The following is a 19,094-nucleotide window of genomic DNA, read 5'->3' on the forward strand; positions in this document are numbered from 1 at the left end:
TTGCCTTCCTTTCTTATTTCTGACCTTCAGCATTACATCGCTTCGGAAGCGTTAGTTCCCAATTCAATCACAATTGAACTGCCAGACTTTCGCATCGAAATAAGTTCAAACTCCGCCTCTTTACTGGAAATATTAAAGACCTACTTCAACCCAGTTCTTTGTTCAAAGCCCAGCAGAACCGCCCCCTCTCTTAAAATAAAGGCCTATGAAAGCGACCAATTTATAGACCGAGGAATTCAATGGCAAGATTGGAAAAGAGAAGCGGGTAAAAGCGGACGTAAAGATAGCTTCATTGATATACAAGAAGCCAATGAAACCCAACGTTTGATTTATAAAGTGAAAACCGGAGTATTATTTTGGCAAAAAGAAGATACTCCCACCGCTGTCGGTCCTGTTGAAGAAAACCCCAACCAAATCATCAATTTCATTTTAACGCAGTATTTAAACGAAAACCTCAGGCAAGGCTGGTTACTTGGACATGCGGCGGGGCTGGAAATTAATCATAAAGGAATCGCGATTGCAGGCTTATCAGGCGGTGGAAAATCCACATTAATGCTGCATTTACTGGAGTATGGCGAACACTTTATCAGCAATGACCGACTGCTGTTAAATGCGCAAAAAACGACCAGGCCTGGGCATTTTAGGATGCGAGGCATTCCTAAACAACCGAGAATCAATCCCGGAACCATCGTGCACAATAAGCGTCTACATTCGTTGATCTCTGCAGAGCGCCGGCAAGAACTGCTGGCGATGCCAACAGAAACCCTAAGACAACTAGAAGAAAAATATGACGCCGACGTCAATAAGATTTATCACTCGGCTTGCTTCAAAGCAGAAGCTGCGTTGGATGCTTTTGTGATCCTCAATTGGCAACCAGACAGCCAACAAAGCACACAATTGAGGCACACCTCTTTAAATCAGTCTCCAGAACTTCTGGAAGCCATTCTCAAAAGTCCAGGACCTTTTTATTCCGATGAAAAAAGAGTGTTTTTAGCCAACCAAACCCAACCAGATCCTGCCGACTACCTAGAATTATTGGGAGAGATTCCTTGTTTTGAACTCACGGGTAAAATTGATTTTAAAAAAGCATCCGACTTGGTTCGAAAAGCCATTCAGACATTATAAGCGTCAGCCAAATGTGACCGACTGAAAGAAATGCTTTTGTGCACTGGCCAGTTGTTTAAATGATTGACCAACAACTGCAACCACCCCACCATTAACCGGAATCATTTGCCCCTCCAGGCCACTTTTTCGAAATGCTTGCATCGACTGTATTCGCTTGCCAGGTAAAACGATAATAGTGACAGGGCCTTCGATTTCTTGCAGCACTAAATGAAGGCCCTTTTGTCCATCTACCTCGCATTCACCAGCATAACTCATAAATTCCACTGGCTTATTTAAAATCACCCCCACTTTTGAAAATATGTCTTCAAGTTCCGTTTCTTGCAAGTTTTGAGCGTGTTTTTGCATAATTTCTGGCGCATCTTTAGCATGCTCAAAAATATGTTCAATGATTGCAGCTTCCATCTGCTGTGCTTGGCCGGACAGTTGAACTGACGTCGCAGCTTTATCATTGTCTAAAGGTGCTACCCAAAGATTGAAAATAAAAACCACCCCTACAAAAGAAGCTGCAAAAAGGGATAAGTTTTTCAGCCAATGTCGGTCATTAGCCGCGGACAATTCGAAAGAGTTTTTCAGTAAAATTCGGTCATGAAGCCCTTCTGGCACCTCAACAGACAATGCCCTTGAAAGTTGATCATCAAACACACGAGCCGCCTTCACCCATTCCATTTTTTCGGGGTGCTCTTTTAAAAATGCCAGCATGTCAGCATCTAGTTGCTTAGGATTCTGCTGAACCTTTTGTTGAAACTCAAACTCATTCATTTTCATGTCACCCTGTCAAACTTTTTGCTGACTTAGCTTGTGTCAGAATTTTTTTCAGTTGCTGCCGAGCTCTGAACAAACGTGTATTCACTGTCGCCAATTTCAACCCTAACTGCTCAGCGATTTCTTCCCCACTAAAGCCCCATTGCACTTGCAACATTAAAGGTTCTTTAAACTGAGGATCCAATGATAAAATTGCTTGATACAGTAACTGCTTTTCCAATTTTTCATCCGGTTCATACCGAACATCATCCGCCATCAGTTCTGCTTCTATTTCCACCAGGTCTGGCTGGTATTTTTCAAACCGCCTCGCATTTTCACGCCTTAAAATAGTAATCAGCCAAGCTTTTGCAGCCTTTTCATCTTTTAACTTATCAATTGACTTCCATGCGCGAGAAAACGTTTCCTGAACCAAATCTTCTGCAATATCGCGGTCTTTTGAAAGCCAGAAGGCATAACGAAACAAATCACTCGCATACGCTTTGACCAATTGTTCGAAAAAGGGGGTTGAAGGGCTCATGCTATTCACATCCATATGTCTAACTGAAAAGACCGTGCTGCTGCCATTTTCTTTCAAATTAATTTAGTTAAATGCTAACTGGCTCTTTTTTTATTCCAAGGAAGTTCAATCCCCCTATCCAAAGTCAGCTGGTGTACGACCGAGGCATTGAAGATAATGACAAACCACAAAAGATACAGCCAAAACAAGAATAATGGAATCACCGCAAAAGCACCATAAACAACACTGACTGTCGGAAACCAAACAACATATAAACCAAATAAAAACTTAAGCAATTCCAATTCTAATGACGCTAACAAAGCGCCTATAAATGCATGCAACACCTTAACGGAATGAATCGGCACAAAGTGGTAAATAAAAGCAAATCCTAGAATATTAATAAGGATGGGTGCCTTGGTTAAAAACCAAGTTTCTTCTTGTAACATCGGAAACATAGGGACTGCGACTAATATAGAACTTAACACCAGGCTGATCCCCAATAAAACAGGACCAATAATACTGACGCCTAAGTAGCGCAGCAAACTTATCCACCATCTTCGTTGTAAGTGTTTACTCCACATTAAGTTGATTTTTTTATCCACAGTCCATAGCAGGATCAATGCAATAATTAGCATCATCATAATCCCGATTCCCTGAAGTTCACTGGCTTTTTCAGAGAACTGCCGTAGATAAAACTCAACTTTCGGTGTCGACTCTGGCAGAAAATAGTGCATGATTTTATCGATGGCATCGGTTTGAATCGAGTCAAAGCTGGAAGACATCGAAAAAACACTGAAAATAACCGTTAAAAAAGGAACCAGTCCCACTAGTGAAGCATAAGCGAGTACGGTAACAGCATCCATCCCTTCCTTCTGGATGAAATTTTGGCTGGACTGAATCCAAAATTGTGACTTATAAATCCGGTTTTCAATTTTCATGTAAAAACGCCTTTGATGAGTTTATATAGTACATAAAAATCTCAGCTTTCAGCTCAATAAAACTACATACCATCATTAATTTTTTTAAATTGCTTCGCTCAATTGATTCTATCAAAATAGCTTTATGCATAAGAATTCAAATACATTCATTAATTATCTGGTCATCGGCTATTCCTTTGTCATTATCTTAGTGACGATTTCGGCGAGTATTTTTTTTAACTATGAACAAAAGATCTCTCAAGCCTTTCAAACCTACTCTGAAAACAACGCTTTTCAAAATAATATTGATGCACTTTTCAATTCAGCCACCCAGCGCAGCATCTTGATGGTGCGGATGATCAATACCGAAGACATTTTTGAAATTGATGATTTGCATTTACAAATGTTTGGCTATGAGCAAAATGTCATTCAAAACTTAATTGCATTAAGAAAAAACACCACTCGTGAAGATCAAAAAGCGTTACTCGCTGAAGCAGGGCAAGTAATGACTAAAAACCGTACCTTCCAAGAAAGTGTCTACAGTCTTTTGATGGAAAACAAAAAGCAAGAAGCGCTGAACCAACTCGTCGATGTCACGCTCCCCCTTCAAAAGCAAGTTATCAGTATCCTAAACCAGCTTAAAAAAGGCTATGAAGCAGAAATACAGCGTTCGCAAAAACGATTTGCGTATCTCATCTCAGAAATGCGCACCCTGATCTTATTGGTCGCCATTCCTATTTTATTGAGTATCTTTGTCATTGCGATGTTAAGTATTCGTCGCTTGAAACGCTTTGCGAACACTCAACAAGGATTATTAGACAACTTAGAAGATCGGGTCAATAAACGGACACATGAATTATTGCTGGATCGCAATTTAATGCAAAATCTAAACGAAGCCATTGGTGTTTTTGATGAAAATGACCAACTGCACATCAGCAATAAAAAACTGACCGAATTACGGCTCTCGAACAATCTGGACAACTCTCATTCCGTTTGGGAATTATTATCCAAGGCCTTTCTTGACCTAGATATTCTAGACATACAGCAACAACTTGCCACCCAAGGAGCATGGCGTGGTGAGGCTGCGTTGACCAACCACACTCAACAATACCTCATTATTGATATCGCCAAGGTACAAGACAGTAGCTTACCGAGTATTTATTATTCCATTATCTTAACGGATATCACCGAATTAAAAGGCATTCAAAAGCAGCTAGAATTCACGGCCAATTATGATGTGGTCACACAGCTACCGAACCGCTATTCTTTTAATTATGAAATTTATAATTTAATCCAGAAATCACCGAGTGATCCTTTCCACCTCTTTTATCTCGATCTCAATGACTTTAAATGGGTCAATGATCATTTAGGGCATGCTGCCGGAGATGAATTTCTATGGGAAGCTGGAGTAGCCTTCAAACAAGTACTACCACCCGGCCATTTCATTTCCCGTCTTGGAGGAGATGAGTTCGCGATCATTATCCAACAACCGATGCAACCGATTGAACTGACGCAACTGGCCAATCAGTTATTGTTAAAGTTAAGAAAAGTGAACCAAAAACAAAAGACAGGACATGAAGTAGGGTGTAGTATCGGAATTTCTTCCTACCCAGAACATGGCAACACCGCTGAAACCTTACTCAAGCATGCAGATTATGCAATGTACTGCGCCAAAAAAGAAGGTGACTCGCCTTATTACTTGTTTTCACATGAGATGAATGAACAGTTACTCTATCTGCATGAAATCGAAGAGAGTCTTCATATCGCAGTACGCGAAAAACAATTTCAAGTACATTACCAACCGCAATATAGTTTGCATACGTTAGAGCTGGTAGGGGCAGAAGCGTTAGTACGCTGGCCAAGAAAAAACCGGATGGTTCCCCCGGGAGAATTTATTCCGCTGGCAGAAAAATTCGGTTTGATCAATCAAATCGGTGAATTTGTATTTGAAACAGCCGTCAAACAAATCAATCAATGGGGTAAGTGTAAAATTGCTCTGCCACGGGTCGCCATTAACACCTCGTCCACCCAATTATTAACTGGAAACTTCGGTGCCTTTGTCGAACAAACCATTGCCGAAAATCAGCTGTCCGCTGACCGCATCGACATTGAAGTCACCGAATCAGTTATGATGAAAAATATTGAACATAATGGTGCGGACGCAAATGACACAAGCTGTTTAAGCATTTTGCAGGAAAAAGGACTGGAAATCTCTATTGATGACTTTGGAACGGGTTACTCTTCTTTGTCTTACATTAAGCATTTGAATGTGGACCGTATCAAAATTGACAAAAGTTTCATCGACGATATCGAGTTCAAATCCGAAGCTCGCTCTATCGTCAAAGCTATTATTAATATGGGTCATAGTTTGGGATTAAAAGTGCTGGCTGAAGGAATAGAAACACCGAACCAGCTGGATATTTTGAAATCGCTTAACTGTGATGAAGGACAAGGGTTTTTATTCAGTAAGCCTTTAGAGGCTGAAAAATTTGAAATGAAGTGCTTATCGTAACCATTTTTATGAATCAAGAAATAGGACGAACCAAGTGCATATCAATCAAATCTTCTAGAATTGATACCGCAAATCCTTCGATCTTATCTTTTTCCAACCCGAGATCCTTGCAAAGACGGTGTAATAAAGCTCTAACAGTCGCCTGCTCAGAATTTTCAGTCATTGCTTGAACCAATTCATACAGTACAGGAGATAACTCGATAAACTGAACTTGATCCTCTTCATCACGAAAAGCTAACAGCGTTGTAATACAGTCAGGTTTTGTATCAACAACCTGATCAACCATTATTTTATGGACTGGCCACTCGTACGCTAACGGGGCAGCAACGGGAGAGACTTCGTAAGCGCTATCTAAGTCAGGCTCAACATCTAACGGATTCAAAAACCCTTCTTGTTCCTCAATCGATAAAGCAAGCTCAACCCATTCATAATGCGCCAGTTCTAGCATATAGTCGGGATCACCGGGTTTTGATTCAAATTCATTTTGTAAAAATAAAATAAATTCCTGCCCCAACTCATGAAACAAAGGGCTTTTAGCACGGTGTTTTATCAAATACTCACGAATAATTTCTTGCCAACGTGTGTCGCCGACAATGGCTTTTAAAATCGGAAACAAGTTTGAAAAAAAATCATACAAATTATTAAAAAATAAAGACTCATACGCCTTTAAACGCTTTGAATCGACTTCTTGAGCAATTTCAGCCAGGCCTGGCTGGTTTTCAATGCTGTAGGGAGAGTCTTCCGGATTGCGAATATGGTTTGAAAACAAATACTGCAAACGTTGAAATTTAGGTAAGGTTTCAAAATTATCAGGCTTCATTATTTATTTTCCATTGGTTTTGAGCTTCTCGAATCTGGTTAACTTCTAACATTAATTCTTGCATAGGTGGAATGTTAAAATCTCTTTCCAACAAGGTGGGGTGAAGCCCATGATATGCGTAGGTTTCATCCAGTAACGCCCACACCTGTGGTTTAACATCCTGACCATGCGTGTCAATCTTTAGATCATCCGCTTCATCAAAATGCCCAGCCATGTGGCAGTACATAATACGTTCGGTAGGCATGCTTTTCATAAATTCAGTTGCATCATACTGGTGGTTGATACTATTCACAAATGTATTATTCACATCAAACAAAATACCACAATCTGCTTCTGCTACCACCGCATTAATAAACTCAGCTTCAGTCAATTCATTCGAAGGCATTGCATAAAATGAAACATTTTCAACCCCAATGGGTTGTTCCAAGATATCTTGCACGCGTCTGATACGGTCAGCCACATAATGCACCGCCTCTTCCGTAAAAGGAATCGGCATTAAATCATACAAATGACCCATATCACCACAATAACTTAAATGCTCGGTATACACCCGCACGTCATGCAGTTTGAAAAAGTCTTTCAAATCTTTGATGTACGCTTCATCCAGACGGTTTGGCCCCCCCAGATCAAGCGAAAGCCCGTGACACGCAAAAGGATATCGCTCTGAAAGCGTTCTTAATGCACGCCCCTGACGACCGCCAAAACGGAGCCAGTTTTCAGGCGCAATTTCCAAAAAATCAATATCAAGTTCTGGTCGATTCAATAATTCATCAAAAAAATCACGCCTTAAGCCTAAGCCGACGCCTTCGACTTGATTCGAAAACTTTGATTCCATCACTGTTGTCCTTTTGATTAATGATTAAGCGGGCAAATGTAATCATAAATAAAAAAGCCGCAACAATCGCGGCTTTGATTCAGATCATAAAGAAAATATTACTTAATCTAGGCTTAACTTCGCCCGCCGCATTTACCTTCTTCGGTTTTATCAGGTGTCATGTCCATTCCAGCACCACACTTACCTTCACCACATTTGCCTTCTTGGGTTTTGTCAGGTGTCATGTCCATTCCAGCACCACACTTACCTTCACCACACTTCCCTTCCTGTGGGATGTTTTTGCGCATGTCACCGCCACATTTTCCTTCACCGCACTTACCTTCACCACATTTTCCTTCTACGGCAACTTGCTGGTAACCACCGTCCAGTTTTTTAAATCCAAACGGGTTTTCTGAGGCTAAGGCTGAGCCGGTTAGAGTGGCTGCCGTTGTTGCACTGGCTAACTTTAAAAAATCTCTTCTTGATTGCTTTGACATTGTGTTTCTCCATTAAATTAAAAACAACTGTATTTACTTCTTTTTTTGATACAAATCAAAAACTTGGTTTAAATTCCCTTATCTTATGAGACCCAGTTTATCGAACTTTATTTCAATTGATTAGGGGTTTCTTGATTCAAATTTCCTATAGCCCAATAGAAAGCGTAAACGTTTTGCCAAATCGACGCTTTAAGTACCGGAATATCACGTTCAATCTTGTGTAACTGGCGCTGTGCATCTAGTAAATCGAGAATATTCCGTCGACCTGTTCTCAAGGCTTGCTCATTGGCTTCAACCGCTTGTTTGCTCGAATCCAAAGCTGCTTTAAGAGCGTTTAAACGACTGGTTCCCGCTTTCAGGGCCAACCAGGCATTTTCAGCTTTTGCCTGTAAGGCCAAACTGAGTTCTCGCTTAGCTGCTTGAACTTTTTGCGCTTGATTGCGCTGCATGGAAACAGACGCATCGGTTCGCCCTCCTAAATAAAGCGGTACATTTAGCTGAATACCGCCTCGAGCGCCTTGCATATCATCATAAAAATGATTATCCGATTCGTTATAAACATAAGCGCCAAACGCCTCTAGCTGAAAGGTATCTTTATTTTTTTCATACGCCACTTGTTTTTGAGAGGCCAACCATTGCTGCTGAAGAGCCAACACTTTCGGATTGGTTTCAACTAAATTTGACCAGGCCTGGTCATTTTTATCCTCTTTCGCTTGCCGTACCATCTGTTCAATTTTGGCTACTTCCAAAGGGCGTTTAAACGGAAAGGTCAACGTATCCAATCGTTCTTCAGACTGACGAATCCCGCCGAGTGCCGCCATTAAGTTGGCTTGCGTTTGACGAATGTCTTGCTTGGCTTTCAGCATTTCGGCTCGGTTAAAATCCAAACGAGATTGAATTTCTGCAATATCATTTAAATCTTGATACCCCACCTGAAAACGCTGTTTGACCTGCTTGATAATCGATTCAATTGAACGCTGTTCTTTTTCCAAAAAACGATAGTTTTCTTGCTGTTGCCACAACATAAAGTACAACTGAGAAATGTTTAAAAACACTTTTTGCGTTTCGGCCACATGATCCAGTCGCTTTCCTTGATAAGCAAATTGTGACTTTTGATTTAAATCATCCAGCTGCGGCTGGTAAAGTGGATAGGTTGCCACTAGCTGGTTGGCTGTTCTTGGGAAATCTGCCTTAGACATCCAGGCGTAACTGAGCTCACTTTTAAAACGTACTTCCGGTTTTTGTAACCCTTCCGTGGTATGCAATGCGCTCAGAGCCGCTGATTGATCGGCCGCCGCTTTACTCAAGCTCGGATTATGTTCAACGGCTAATGCAAACAATGTTGATAAATCCAGATGATTGCGTTCAACCGCCTGAGCGGATGACATCCCTAAAACACTGCTAACCAACATGAAAACAATAGGATGTAACACTTTCATATTAAGCCCCTCCTTTTTCAGAGTCCGCTGATTCTGAAAAACCTTTTTTCAAATACAGCAAATACGTTAATAATGGAATCAAGACCATCGATACGACCGGTGCTGAAATCATACCCCCCACCATAGGTGCTGCAATGCGTTGCATCACCTCGGCACCGGTACCATCTGAAAACATAATCGGTAATAAACCGACCACAATGACACTGACAGTCATCGCTTTAGGTCGCACCCGATTGACGGCTCCCTCCATAATGGCGGCACGAAGATCGGCGGCATTATTCAGTTGGTTATTCTCTTTAGCAGTTTCAATGGCGTTTTTCAGGTAAATCAGCATCACCACACCAAATTCGGTGGCAACACCGGCCAACGCAATCATCCCCACTGCAACGGCAATAGAATAATCAAATCCTAACGCCCAGATAAACCAAACCGATCCGAGCAATGCAAACGGGATCACCCCTAAAATCATAAGAGCCTCTGTGATATTTTTAAAAATAAAATACAGCAGAATAAAAATAATCAGCAGTGTAAAGGGCACGATTTCAGCGAGCTTTTTCTGGGCTTTCAGAAGGTATTCATACTGCCCCGACCACTGAACACTGTATCCTGGAGGTAAAGCCACTTCGTCCGCGACGGTTGCTTGCGCTTTTTGGACATAGCCAGCCAAGTCCGTTCCAGCTTTTAAATCCACAAAGGTCCAGCCATTCAAGCGGGCATTTTCGGACTTAATCACCGGTGGCCCTAAACGCACTTTGATGTCAGCGACCATGCCAAGTTGAATTTGGGCACCTGAAGCCGTCACAATCGGTAATTGCCGAAGCGCTTCCACCGAGTTTCGCCACGATTGTGGGTAACGTAAATTGATACTATAGCGCTCACGACCCTCAATGGTTTCTTGCAATACCTTGCCACCCACAGACGATTGCACGATATTCGCCAACTGCGCCATACTCAAATCGTATCGTGCCGCTTCGGTTCGTTTTGGCAGAACATCAATGTAACGCCCACCTTCTGAACGGTCGGAAAATGCCGAGAGTGTGCCCGGTACTTTTGATACCGTCGCTTCAACCTGCTTACCAACTTTTTGAATTTCAGCTAAATCATCCCCGGAGACCTTGATTCCGATCGGGGTTTTAATCCCGGTGGAAAGCATATCAATCCGCGTTTTAATCGGTTGAACCCAGGCATTGGTTAAACCGGGAATAGACACCGCATGATTTAACTCATCAATCAGTTTTTTCAGTGTCATGCCTTCTCGCCATTCAGACTTGTCTTTTAACTGAATCGTCGTTTCGATCATCGTCAATGGCGCTGGGTCGGTTGCGGTATCCGCTCGACCAATTTTACCAAAGACACTTTTCACTTCAGGAAACCCCTTGATAATGCGATCGGTTTCCTGCAGCAACCCTTGCGCGGCACCAATGGAGATCCCCGGTAAGGTAGTCGGCATATACAGCAAGTCCCCTTCTTCCAACTCCGGCATAAATTCTGAACCAATTTGTTGCCAAGGATAAACAATGGTGACTAATGCCAAAGCCGCGACGGAAATCGTTGTTTTAGGAAACTTCAATAACCCTTTTAACAAAGGTTTATACACCTTTATCAAACCACGATTTAAAGGGTTTTTCGATTCATCAGGCAGTTTTCCTCGAATGAAATACCCCATTAACACTGGAACCAAACTAATCGCCAACCCGGCGGCCACTGCCATCGCGAGTGTTTTTGTTAACGCTAAAGGCGTGAAGAGACGACCCGCCTGTTCTTGTAAAGCGAAAATCGGCAAAAAGCTCAATGCAATAATCAATAACGATAAAAACAAAGGTAAGCCAACTTCCTGGGAGGACTTTAAAATCAATTGCCAGTGCGTTTTGCCTGTGGCGATTTCACCTGTTCGGTGTCGATACGCCTCTAAATGTTTATGAGCGTTTTCAATCATCACGATGGCGGCATCCACCATGGTACCGATAGCAATAGCAATCCCCCCTAGACTCATGATATTCGCTGTCACACCCATAGACTGCATGACGATAAAGGCGCCTAAAACACCTAACGGCAACGAAATAATCGCAACCAATGCTGAACGTAGGTGTAACAAAAACAATAACGACACCAGAGCCACAACAATCATCTCTTCAATGAGTTTATGACTTAACGTTTCAACTGAACGTTGAATCAAACCAGAACGGTTATACACTTCAACCAGTTCTACACCATCAGGCAGGCCTGGTTGAATTTGGTCGATTTTTTGTTTCACCGCTTCAATGACTTTCTGAGCATTTTCACCTGAACGCATCACCACAATACCGCCAACAACTTCACCTTCACCATTCAGATCTGCAATACCACGTCGTGGTTTGGCACCCAGTTTAACCCGTGCAATATCTTTCAATAACAAAGGCGTGTTCGTCACCGAATTTTTTCCGACCGGCACGTTTTGCAAGTCTTCCAACGTAGTGATATAACCTTTCACACCGACCATATATTCAGCTTCGGCCAGCTCTATGACAGAAGCCCCCATTTCAACCGCACTTTGCTGAATCGCGGTTTGTACTTTTTTCAACGGCAAGTGATACGCCCGTAACTTATTCGGATCCACTTCCACTTGATATTGCTTGATCATTCCACCGACTGCGGCCACTTCCGACACTCCGGGGATCGCTTGCAATTCAAACTTTAAAAACCAGTCTTGTAGCGTACGAAGCTCAGACAAATCCAGTTTGTGGCTCTTGTCGACCAATGCATATTGGTAAACCCAACCAACGCCGGACGCATCTGGTCCGAGACTTGGCTGAACCCCACTAGGCAATTGTGCTTTGACTTGGTTGAGGTATTCTAAAACCCTTGAACGGGCCCAATAGGGATCGGTTCCCTCTTCAAACAACACATACACATAAGAGTCGCCGAAGAAAGAATAGCCCCGAACGGTTTTCGCCTTCGGAACCGACATCATCAGGTTAGAAACAGGATACGTCACCTGATCTTCTACCAACTGCGGGCTTTGTCCTGCAAAAGGCGTTTTGACAATGACTTGAACATCTGACAAATCAGGAATCGCATCCAGCGGTGTTTCTTGAACCGCTTTCCAACCCCAAAAAGCCATCATGACACTGATAAGAAGAACCAACAATCGGTTTTCAATGGAAGCTGCAATAATTGAACGAATCATAATGCCTCCTAATGGTTTGCGTGCGCGTTACGAGCAGGCTTCTGTCCGCTTAAACGACGCAAATTTGATTGCACCTGACTTTCAGAGTCGATCAAGAATTGGCCGGAAATGACGACTTCTTCATTCGGTTGAATCCCTGAAATCACTTCAACGATGCCTTGAGTCTGCATCCCAGTAACGACTTTTTTCACCTTGAAGCTTCCACTTTCGGTCTTAACAACCACACGTTTACTTTCACCATCATCAATCACCGCTTCTAACGGAATTGCCAAGACATCGCGTTTCGGGCCGCCATAAATAATGGTTTCCACCAACATGTTAGGTTTGAATTTCTGCTGAGCATTATTCAAAGGAATTCGGACCTTGAATGCTTGGGTCACAGGATCGGCCGTTGGGTATAAATAATCAATTTGACTTTCCCAGTGTTTTCCAGGGTAAGCCGGTGTTTTAATGTCGACCGTTAACCCTTCTTTTAACCAATCTTGCTGAAGTGGCAAGACTTCGGCTTCAACCCAAACAGTTGATAAATCCATTAAACTCATGAGTTCCGTTTGAGGTTGGACATACATTCCGGTTTGCACACTTAAGTCATTCACAAACCCCGTTTGAGGCGCATAAACCGGAACTTTATGGATAGGAGTGCCTTTTTTAGCGAGTGCTTTAATCGTGCGACTGTCCAGTCCTAACAGCTGCAAACGCACCTTCGCCGAATCGACCAGAGAACTGGCTTGTTGTCCTAAACGACGCTGGTTTTGTATGACCTGTAAATAATCTTGCTGTGCTGCCACAATTTCTGGGGAATAAATTCGGTACAGTAACTGTCCTTTTTCAATGGCATCCCCATTATTACGAACCGCTAAGTCGCTGATCCAACCGGAAGCTCGTGGATGAACGTGCACCACTTTAGTTTCGTCGGCCACCACTTTTCCAAAAGTAGGCATGTATTTCCACAACGTGTGTTTTTCCGCCTTAGCTGTTCGAATGGAAAATTGTTGTTGTAATCCGACAGCAGAGCCGTCTGCAGCTAAAGCACTTGAGTTTATTTGGATTTCAGGCGCGCTATCCATTTGAGAAAAGCGCTGTTTAACCAAGTCCATGCCGCAAATCGGACAAGTGCCAGGGTGATCCCGCACAATTTGAGGGTGCATTGGACAAACGTATTTATAAACCCCTTCATTTTCTCCAAATGAGGGTGGAGAACTGTCGGAGTCTTTTTGAGCCGCATAGACTTGCAACCCCGGCATGGAAATAAAAATAAGTGAAAGAAACAACCAGAATAATCGAGTCATCATATAATCCTTTTAGTTTTCTTTTAACGCCAACACACACTGTGATTGAATGTAAAAAGAAATGAAACAGACCTGATATCCCTTTATTTAGGACAAGCAGGCATCAATCTAGAAGAATCTATGAAAATTTAGGAGGGCGTTTTTCGTGGGTTAGTTCAGCAGAAACCAGTGTAGCGTTAGCTGATTCAACAAAAGAAGCCACGACAGGTTGAAAAGAAAATCCTGTTAAAGGAAAAATATCGACCGAGTGCATTGAAAAATGACAAGAAGACCCACAATGACAATCATCACCACATGACGGACAATCCATATTCGATGCAGAATCATGCTGACAGCAATCATGTGCAGACTTAATCATGTCATGATAAGACATATTAGACATAGAACACCCATGAACAGCTTGTTCAGAAGCTGATATGGTTTCTGTCTCTGAAGCAAAAGTAATTTGCAACTGACTGAACAGAAAAACAAAAATGAGTGCAATATATGAAAATTTCATCATTAAAGTCTAAAACAAATAAAACTTAAAAACAAATAAAAATAATTTGAGCGCTTTAAATGAAATCGATATGATGGAAAAGGTCACTATATTTTAACCAGACCAGCCCCTTGAAAGATCACCCATTCAAAAGGAAATGCCATGAATCAACCTAAAGATTCAAACAAATTATTGAATGAACGAGCACAATTAAAGGAGTTTTTAAAAAAAACGCAGCAGGAAGCCAGTCAACAAAAACGGCCTATTTTGGAATTAACCGATGAACAATCTAGGCAACTGGCACTGCAGATTAAAAATATTCTAAGAAAGCACTTAAATTAAATTTGAAGACTTGCCTGTACTTCAGCGCGTTTTGGCGCCCCTACTAACATTTCAATTAGTGTCAGGGCAAACGCAATGGCGGTTCCTGGGCCGCGTGATGTAATAATTTGACCATCAACGACCACGGGTTGATCTAGGAAAGTCATCCCTTCTGCTGGATGCTGTTCAATCACGCCGGGAAAGCTAGTCGCTTGTTTCCCTTCTAACAGACCTGCTGACACCAGTACCTTAGGTGCAGCACAAATTGCACCGACATACCCACCTGAAATAACGGTGTCCTTTAGTAATTGATGTAATCGTACATCTTTATTTAAGTGGTCTGCACCAGGTAATCCACCTGGGAGCACCACTAAATCAAAAGGTGTTTGCAACACTGACTCTAAAGTGGTCTGAGCGAGTAATTGAACGCCCCGGCTCGCTGTAATGGTTTTATTATCATCAAGACTCGCCGTGACCACGTCTATTTCAGCTCGAACTAATAAATCAATTAGAGTAACTGCTTCTATTTCTTCGCATCCTTGCGCCAGTGGAATCAATACTTTTTTTTGACTCATTCATGTCCTCGCATTTGTTGTGTGAAATACATGCCCTTTAATAAACTCAACGCTTCATGCAACTCATAGTCATTAGCTAACAACTCTTCAAGTGCTTTATCGGCTTTTTGGACTTTTTTGACAGCTTGTTTTTTGTCATCTTCATTATCCAAGTGCCCACTCAAGTCTTTTTCTTTAATGCGAGAAAAATCTGCTGCTTTCAATTTTTCAATTTTCACTTGATCAATTTTAATATCCGGCACAATCCCTTCAGCCTGAATAGAACGACCAGCCGGTGTGAAATAACGTGCTGTGGTTACCTTAATCGCCCCACCGTTATTTAATGGAATCAATGTTTGGACCGATCCTTTACCAAAACTGGTACGTCCTGCAATCAAGGCGCGCTTTTGATCCTGTAAAGCACCCGATACGATTTCAGAAGCAGAGGCCGATCCTTCATTAATTAAGACAACAATTGGCTTGCCTTTAAGAATATCTCCTTTCTCAGCTTCAAAACGCATTTCAGAATTCTTAACACGACCTTTGGTATAAACAATTAAGCCATCGTTCAAAAAAGCATCCGAAACTTGTACTGCCGCTCGTAAAACCCCACCCGGATTATTTCTTAAATCCAGCACCAGCCCATTAAGCGGTTTTTTATTCTCTTTCTCTAACGTCTTAATAGAGTTAATTAAGTCTTCACCGGTTCTTAGCTGGAATTGACTGATTCGAACATAGCCCATACCATCTTTCAAAAGCTGTTCCTTCACACTTTTGACTTTAATAATAGCGCGTGTTAAAACCAACACAATCGGTTTATCAGCCCCTTCTCGGACAATGGTTAAAGTAATTTTAGAACCAGGTTTGCCTCGCATAATTTTAACAGCTTCAGCTAAAGACTTACCTTTAACAGGATGTTGGTTCAGTTTGATAATAAGATCACCTGCTTTAACACCTGCTTTTTGAGCAGGTGTGTCATCAATCGGTGAGACCACCTTTACAAAGCCATCTTCCATACCCACTTCCATACCCAATCCACCAAATTGGCCAGTTGTATGTTCTTCCATTCGTTTATAGTTTTTAGGCGGAAGGTAAGCTGAGTGCGGGTCCAGACTCGATAGCATGCCATCAATAGCACCTTCTAATAGTTTCTTGTCTTCAATCGGTTCAACATAATCTGTCGAGATTCGATCAAACACTTCCACAAAAGCACGCAGCTCTTCTAAAGGCACTGCCACTTCTTTGGTAGCCTCAGCTTCGGTTTTGGCACTCGTTCCTTCAGCCCAAACGCTCGTTCCAACAACTGCCATCGCGCCAAGAATTGCGCCAAAAAACATCCAAAAACTTTTCTTCGCCCAAGTTACTTTCACTCTTTACTCCAAGGATTTATAGCTTTTTAACTCTAAAAGCACCGTAAAAATTAATTTAGTCCATTATAAGTTAACTTTAAGTGACTTTAGTGTACTATTTATTTAGAATTAACATTTAAGCATATTTTTATATAACTATAAGATGGTGACAGAATAATGGAAGAAGTAAACCCATTGACGATAAAAGAAGAAAACATTGAAAAAGCATCGAAAGCACTTAAAGCAATGGGACATCCTCTAAGATTAAAGATTCTCTGCGTATTAGGAGACAGTGAATTACCTGTTATGGATATTGTTTCCAGAGTTGGAACGACTCAAAGTAATATTTCTCAGCATATTGATATTTTAAGAGAAAAAGAAATTATCACCTCCAGAAGAGATGGCAGTAAGATTTTATGTCGCGTAAGAGATCCACAAATTTTGAACTTACTAGAAGCGATGCAGCAGACTTTCTGTCCTGTTTAAATATAGCTTCAAACACCATCTTCTAAAACTGACTTTAAAGTCAGTTTAGCTGGTCGCAACCCTTAAATTAAATTGCTGTCTTTCCGAGCTGATTAAAGAAGACGATTCATCTAGAGCCTTCGGCATAATGCTTTGTATCAATGGTGCATTTTGATTTTCATCTGATGTTGCTTCATCTCGCATCCCACCTTGTTTTTCTTTAACAGTAAAGTCAGACTGTTCGTCACTGGCTGACTGAGCTAATTCAACTCTCGCGTTATTTGCCATTTGCATAGCCGCTCGAGCCACGCTCTGATCTTGTGAAGAGGGCTGTGCTGGCGCTAACGCAGCAGATTGAATTTGTTGCGCTTTTAACAAGGTTGCTTCTGGATTTCCAGGAACAGGACTGGTATCAATTCCTACGTCACCACCTATCGCATATCGATTACCATCAGGACCTGTCTGGTAAACATAGTTTGCCCCACTGGTAACATACTGTCCGCCAGCAGCTAAATGTGCTTGTTCATGAGTTTTTACTTCCAGATCACGGGATTTAAGTTGCTGAATAACTTGCTGTACTTCTTGCTCTTTCTTTTTTTGATCAGCTGCTATTTTATTTTTTTCATCAACTTTCTTATCTGATTCAGAAGGTTGGCTTGCAAGATTTTGTGCTTTATGAAGTTTGTCTAATGCCGATGATTGAGAATGAGACGGAACCAAAACTTCACTAGCAGCCGTCGTATTCAGGCGATTACAGGACTTGTTTTGACTGACTATTTCATGTGAGGATACATGAGAAGAAATTAAGTTGAGCGAAACATTCATAAAAAGACACTCAGTAAAGACTAGATTATAAAATTATAACACTATGATTTTTAAATGTTAATTATTTATTTCATGAAGGAAATCAACTTTTTGTTTAAAACAATTTTTTTTCGCTTAGAGCTTGATAAAATCAGACACCAACTATAATTACGTACTATTTTATGCAAAGTTTAATAAAACAAGCAGGAACATTATTATCGACGATAGCGGTACCTGACTTACCAGAGCTCATTTTACTTTTAAAAGAAGAGCTCAATAAAAAATATCCCAATACCGTCATCATCGCAAACCTTATCAGCAAAGACCCCCAATTACTTGCAGATTTTCTTGATTTGGTTAACACAAATGTAACGGCTGAGCGAACTCACATTCAGGATGCAAAAGCAGCTGTCAATCTTCTGGGGTTGGATGAAATATATAATCTGTTTGTCTCAACAGTTATTTCAAATCTATTAGCTCAAAATGAATTAGAAAAATCGATATTGTCTCATGGAGCTAAAGCTGGCTTAGCAGCGGCTGAACTCTCTTATTGGGTTTATGATGTTTCAAGATCACAAGCTTATATGACGGGACTGATGCAAAATATCGGTGCGATTTACTTATCTAAATTGGAACCTGACTTATATGAAGAAATGTTTAATGCATCCTTAAGCAATCCAATCTCGGCTTATCAAAATGAATTAAATCATTATCAAACAAGCCATGTTTACATTGGCAGTATTCTCGTTAAAAAATGGCATATTCAGCCTGAAATTTATAAAGCGATTCTTTTTCATCATGATATGGACTTCGCGATAAAAACTGTTGGCAATCAAACCATTAAACATTTAACAGCGCTTACCATACTTTCAAATTATATCGTCAGCTCAACAGACCCAGAACTTTACATCAACCAAGAATTACGAGAATATAGAGATGCCGCTAAACAAGTTTTAGATCTCCCCGACAATGCCATCAAAGCAGCCACCGCAGCGGTCAATAAGTGGGGTAGTCAGGGATTTATCAACGCTAGCCATTAACGGGGGCTTTCCTTTAGTTCCCAGCCCTTCATTGCTTTGTCTTAACTTGACTTGACGCTCTAGACTTTCTTCACTCATAATCAGCCACGCACTCAATACTCATAGCATTCGGTATCCCTATATTACTCTGACAATATATTGATGGACTAATGAACAGGAATTTTAGACAAAAAAAAAAGCCCGTAGTGATTGAACACATACGGGCTTTTAGGAATATAAGCTTGGGGATGACCTACTCTCACATGC

18 protein-coding genes are annotated in these 19,094 nt (G+C 41.4%); 5 read left to right on the forward strand and 13 right to left on the reverse strand.

Going from position 1 to position 19,094, the window contains the following annotated elements; genetic code table 11:
* Positions 1-1,125: an HprK-related kinase B gene (locus tag P8629_RS04900; protein ID WP_278165002.1), complete on the forward strand. Its 1,125-nt coding sequence runs from the start codon at positions 1-3 to the stop codon at positions 1,123-1,125.
* A gap of 3 nt (positions 1,126-1,128) precedes the next feature.
* Here the strand turns inward: P8629_RS04900 and P8629_RS04905 are convergent, their stop codons facing one another.
* The 3 genes from P8629_RS04905 to P8629_RS04915 form a co-directional block, all read right to left on the reverse strand.
* Positions 1,129-1,884, reverse strand: coding sequence for a DUF3379 family protein (locus tag P8629_RS04905; protein ID WP_278165003.1), 756 nt, complete (start codon positions 1,882-1,884; stop codon positions 1,129-1,131).
* A 7-nt stretch (positions 1,885-1,891) separates the two neighbouring features.
* Positions 1,892-2,404 (reverse strand): sigma-70 family RNA polymerase sigma factor, encoded by a 513-nt coding sequence (locus P8629_RS04910; RefSeq protein WP_278165004.1) that lies wholly within the window; start codon positions 2,402-2,404, stop codon positions 1,892-1,894.
* Between the two features lie 74 nt (positions 2,405-2,478).
* Entirely contained in the window at positions 2,479-3,321 is an 843-nt protein-coding gene (locus P8629_RS04915; protein WP_278165005.1) for a YihY family inner membrane protein, read from the reverse strand.
* Positions 3,322-3,445: 124 nt separating this feature from the next.
* Between P8629_RS04915 and P8629_RS04920 the strand changes: the two genes are divergently transcribed.
* Complete coding sequence (locus P8629_RS04920) at positions 3,446-5,812, forward strand: EAL domain-containing protein (protein ID WP_278165006.1); 2,367 nt, start codon at positions 3,446-3,448, stop codon at positions 5,810-5,812.
* Positions 5,813-5,825: 13 nt separating this feature from the next.
* On the opposite strand, the gene P8629_RS04925 is transcribed toward P8629_RS04920, so the two are convergent.
* The 7 genes from P8629_RS04925 to P8629_RS04955 all read right to left on the reverse strand — a co-directional run bounded on the left by P8629_RS04925 (position 5,826) and on the right by P8629_RS04955 (position 14,339).
* Complete coding sequence (locus P8629_RS04925) at positions 5,826-6,632, reverse strand: HvfC family RiPP maturation protein (RefSeq protein ID WP_278165007.1); 807 nt, start codon at positions 6,630-6,632, stop codon at positions 5,826-5,828.
* Positions 6,622-7,467, reverse strand: coding sequence for an HvfB family MNIO-type RiPP peptide maturase (locus P8629_RS04930; protein ID WP_278165008.1), 846 nt, complete (start codon positions 7,465-7,467; stop codon positions 6,622-6,624). Before P8629_RS04930 ends, P8629_RS04925 begins: the two co-directional genes overlap by 11 nt.
* 113 nt (positions 7,468-7,580) lie before the next feature.
* A complete protein-coding gene (locus P8629_RS04935) occupies positions 7,581-7,943 on the reverse strand; it encodes an HvfA family oxazolone/thioamide-modified RiPP metallophore (RefSeq protein WP_011371197.1) in 363 nt (120 codons plus the stop codon).
* 107 nt (positions 7,944-8,050) lie between these two features.
* Positions 8,051-9,382: a TolC family protein gene (locus tag P8629_RS04940; protein ID WP_278165009.1), complete on the reverse strand. Its 1,332-nt coding sequence runs from the start codon at positions 9,380-9,382 to the stop codon at positions 8,051-8,053.
* A gap of 1 nt (position 9,383) precedes the next feature.
* Positions 9,384-12,548: an efflux RND transporter permease subunit gene (locus tag P8629_RS04945; protein ID WP_278165010.1), complete on the reverse strand. Its 3,165-nt coding sequence runs from the start codon at positions 12,546-12,548 to the stop codon at positions 9,384-9,386.
* An 8-nt stretch (positions 12,549-12,556) separates the two neighbouring features.
* Entirely contained in the window at positions 12,557-13,837 is a 1,281-nt protein-coding gene (locus P8629_RS04950; protein WP_278165011.1) for an efflux RND transporter periplasmic adaptor subunit, read from the reverse strand.
* Between the two features lie 118 nt (positions 13,838-13,955).
* The gene (locus P8629_RS04955) at positions 13,956-14,339 is read right to left on the reverse strand and encodes a hypothetical protein (protein ID WP_278165012.1); all 384 of its coding nucleotides are present in this window, start codon (positions 14,337-14,339) and stop codon (positions 13,956-13,958) included.
* 138 nt (positions 14,340-14,477) lie between these two features.
* Here P8629_RS04955 and P8629_RS04960 point away from each other — a divergent pair, with 138 nt between their 5' ends.
* Positions 14,478-14,657 carry a hypothetical protein gene (locus P8629_RS04960; RefSeq protein WP_278165013.1) on the forward strand — a complete coding sequence of 60 codons (180 nt, stop codon included), beginning with the start codon at positions 14,478-14,480 and terminating at the stop codon, positions 14,655-14,657.
* Here P8629_RS04960 and P8629_RS04965 read toward each other — a convergent pair.
* Both P8629_RS04965 and P8629_RS04970 read right to left on the reverse strand, forming a co-directional pair.
* Positions 14,654-15,211 carry a DJ-1 family glyoxalase III gene (locus P8629_RS04965; RefSeq protein WP_278165014.1) on the reverse strand — a complete coding sequence of 186 codons (558 nt, stop codon included), beginning with the start codon at positions 15,209-15,211 and terminating at the stop codon, positions 14,654-14,656. The genes P8629_RS04960 and P8629_RS04965 overlap by 4 nt on opposite strands.
* Positions 15,208-16,527, reverse strand: a complete 1,320-nt coding sequence (locus P8629_RS04970) for a S41 family peptidase (protein ID WP_278165021.1) — start codon at positions 16,525-16,527, stop codon at positions 15,208-15,210. Before P8629_RS04970 ends, P8629_RS04965 begins: the two co-directional genes overlap by 4 nt.
* 189 nt (positions 16,528-16,716) lie before the next feature.
* Between P8629_RS04970 and P8629_RS04975 the strand changes: the two genes are divergently transcribed.
* Complete coding sequence (locus tag P8629_RS04975) at positions 16,717-17,025, forward strand: ArsR/SmtB family transcription factor (RefSeq protein ID WP_278165015.1); 309 nt, start codon at positions 16,717-16,719, stop codon at positions 17,023-17,025.
* A gap of 45 nt (positions 17,026-17,070) precedes the next feature.
* Here the strand turns inward: P8629_RS04975 and P8629_RS04980 are convergent, their stop codons facing one another.
* Positions 17,071-17,829 (reverse strand): putative metalloprotease CJM1_0395 family protein, encoded by a 759-nt coding sequence (locus tag P8629_RS04980; protein WP_278165016.1) that lies wholly within the window; start codon positions 17,827-17,829, stop codon positions 17,071-17,073.
* 161 nt (positions 17,830-17,990) lie between these two features.
* Between P8629_RS04980 and P8629_RS04985 the strand changes: the two genes are divergently transcribed.
* Positions 17,991-18,848, forward strand: coding sequence for an HDOD domain-containing protein (locus tag P8629_RS04985; RefSeq protein ID WP_278165017.1), 858 nt, complete (start codon positions 17,991-17,993; stop codon positions 18,846-18,848).
* Positions 18,849-19,094 lie beyond the last annotated feature (246 nt).

It is taken from the genome of Hydrogenovibrio sp. 3SP14C1, assembly GCF_029625905.1.
Lineage (GTDB): Bacteria > Pseudomonadota > Gammaproteobacteria > Thiomicrospirales > Thiomicrospiraceae > Hydrogenovibrio.

What these genes read in the sequence shown, in the direction of transcription:
- P8629_RS04905 (WP_278165003.1), bottom strand. Translation starts at nt 1,884, where the DNA reads ATGAATGAGTTTGAGTTTCAACAAAAGGTTCAGCAGAATCCTAAGCAA.
- P8629_RS04910 (WP_278165004.1), bottom strand. Translation starts at nt 2,404, where the DNA reads ATGAGCCCTTCAACCCCCTTTTTCGAACAATTGGTCAAAGCGTATGCG.
- P8629_RS04915 (WP_278165005.1), bottom strand. Translation starts at nt 3,321, where the DNA reads ATGAAAATTGAAAACCGGATTTATAAGTCACAATTTTGGATTCAGTCC.
- P8629_RS04920 (WP_278165006.1), top strand. Translation starts at nt 3,446, where the DNA reads ATGCATAAGAATTCAAATACATTCATTAATTATCTGGTCATCGGCTAT.
- P8629_RS04925 (WP_278165007.1), bottom strand. Translation starts at nt 6,632, where the DNA reads ATGAAGCCTGATAATTTTGAAACCTTACCTAAATTTCAACGTTTGCAG.
- P8629_RS04930 (WP_278165008.1), bottom strand. Translation starts at nt 7,467, where the DNA reads ATGGAATCAAAGTTTTCGAATCAAGTCGAAGGCGTCGGCTTAGGCTTA.
- P8629_RS04935 (WP_011371197.1), bottom strand. Translation starts at nt 7,943, where the DNA reads ATGTCAAAGCAATCAAGAAGAGATTTTTTAAAGTTAGCCAGTGCAACA.
- P8629_RS04940 (WP_278165009.1), bottom strand. Translation starts at nt 9,382, where the DNA reads ATGAAAGTGTTACATCCTATTGTTTTCATGTTGGTTAGCAGTGTTTTA.
- P8629_RS04945 (WP_278165010.1), bottom strand. Translation starts at nt 12,548, where the DNA reads ATGATTCGTTCAATTATTGCAGCTTCCATTGAAAACCGATTGTTGGTT.
- P8629_RS04950 (WP_278165011.1), bottom strand. Translation starts at nt 13,837, where the DNA reads ATGACTCGATTATTCTGGTTGTTTCTTTCACTTATTTTTATTTCCATG.
- P8629_RS04955 (WP_278165012.1), bottom strand. Translation starts at nt 14,339, where the DNA reads ATGATGAAATTTTCATATATTGCACTCATTTTTGTTTTTCTGTTCAGT.
- P8629_RS04960 (WP_278165013.1), top strand. Translation starts at nt 14,478, where the DNA reads ATGAATCAACCTAAAGATTCAAACAAATTATTGAATGAACGAGCACAA.
- P8629_RS04965 (WP_278165014.1), bottom strand. Translation starts at nt 15,211, where the DNA reads ATGAGTCAAAAAAAAGTATTGATTCCACTGGCGCAAGGATGCGAAGAA.
- P8629_RS04970 (WP_278165021.1), bottom strand. Translation starts at nt 16,527, where the DNA reads ATGTTTTTTGGCGCAATTCTTGGCGCGATGGCAGTTGTTGGAACGAGC.
- P8629_RS04975 (WP_278165015.1), top strand. Translation starts at nt 16,717, where the DNA reads ATGGAAGAAGTAAACCCATTGACGATAAAAGAAGAAAACATTGAAAAA.
- P8629_RS04980 (WP_278165016.1), bottom strand. Translation starts at nt 17,829, where the DNA reads ATGAATGTTTCGCTCAACTTAATTTCTTCTCATGTATCCTCACATGAA.
- P8629_RS04985 (WP_278165017.1), top strand. Translation starts at nt 17,991, where the DNA reads ATGCAAAGTTTAATAAAACAAGCAGGAACATTATTATCGACGATAGCG.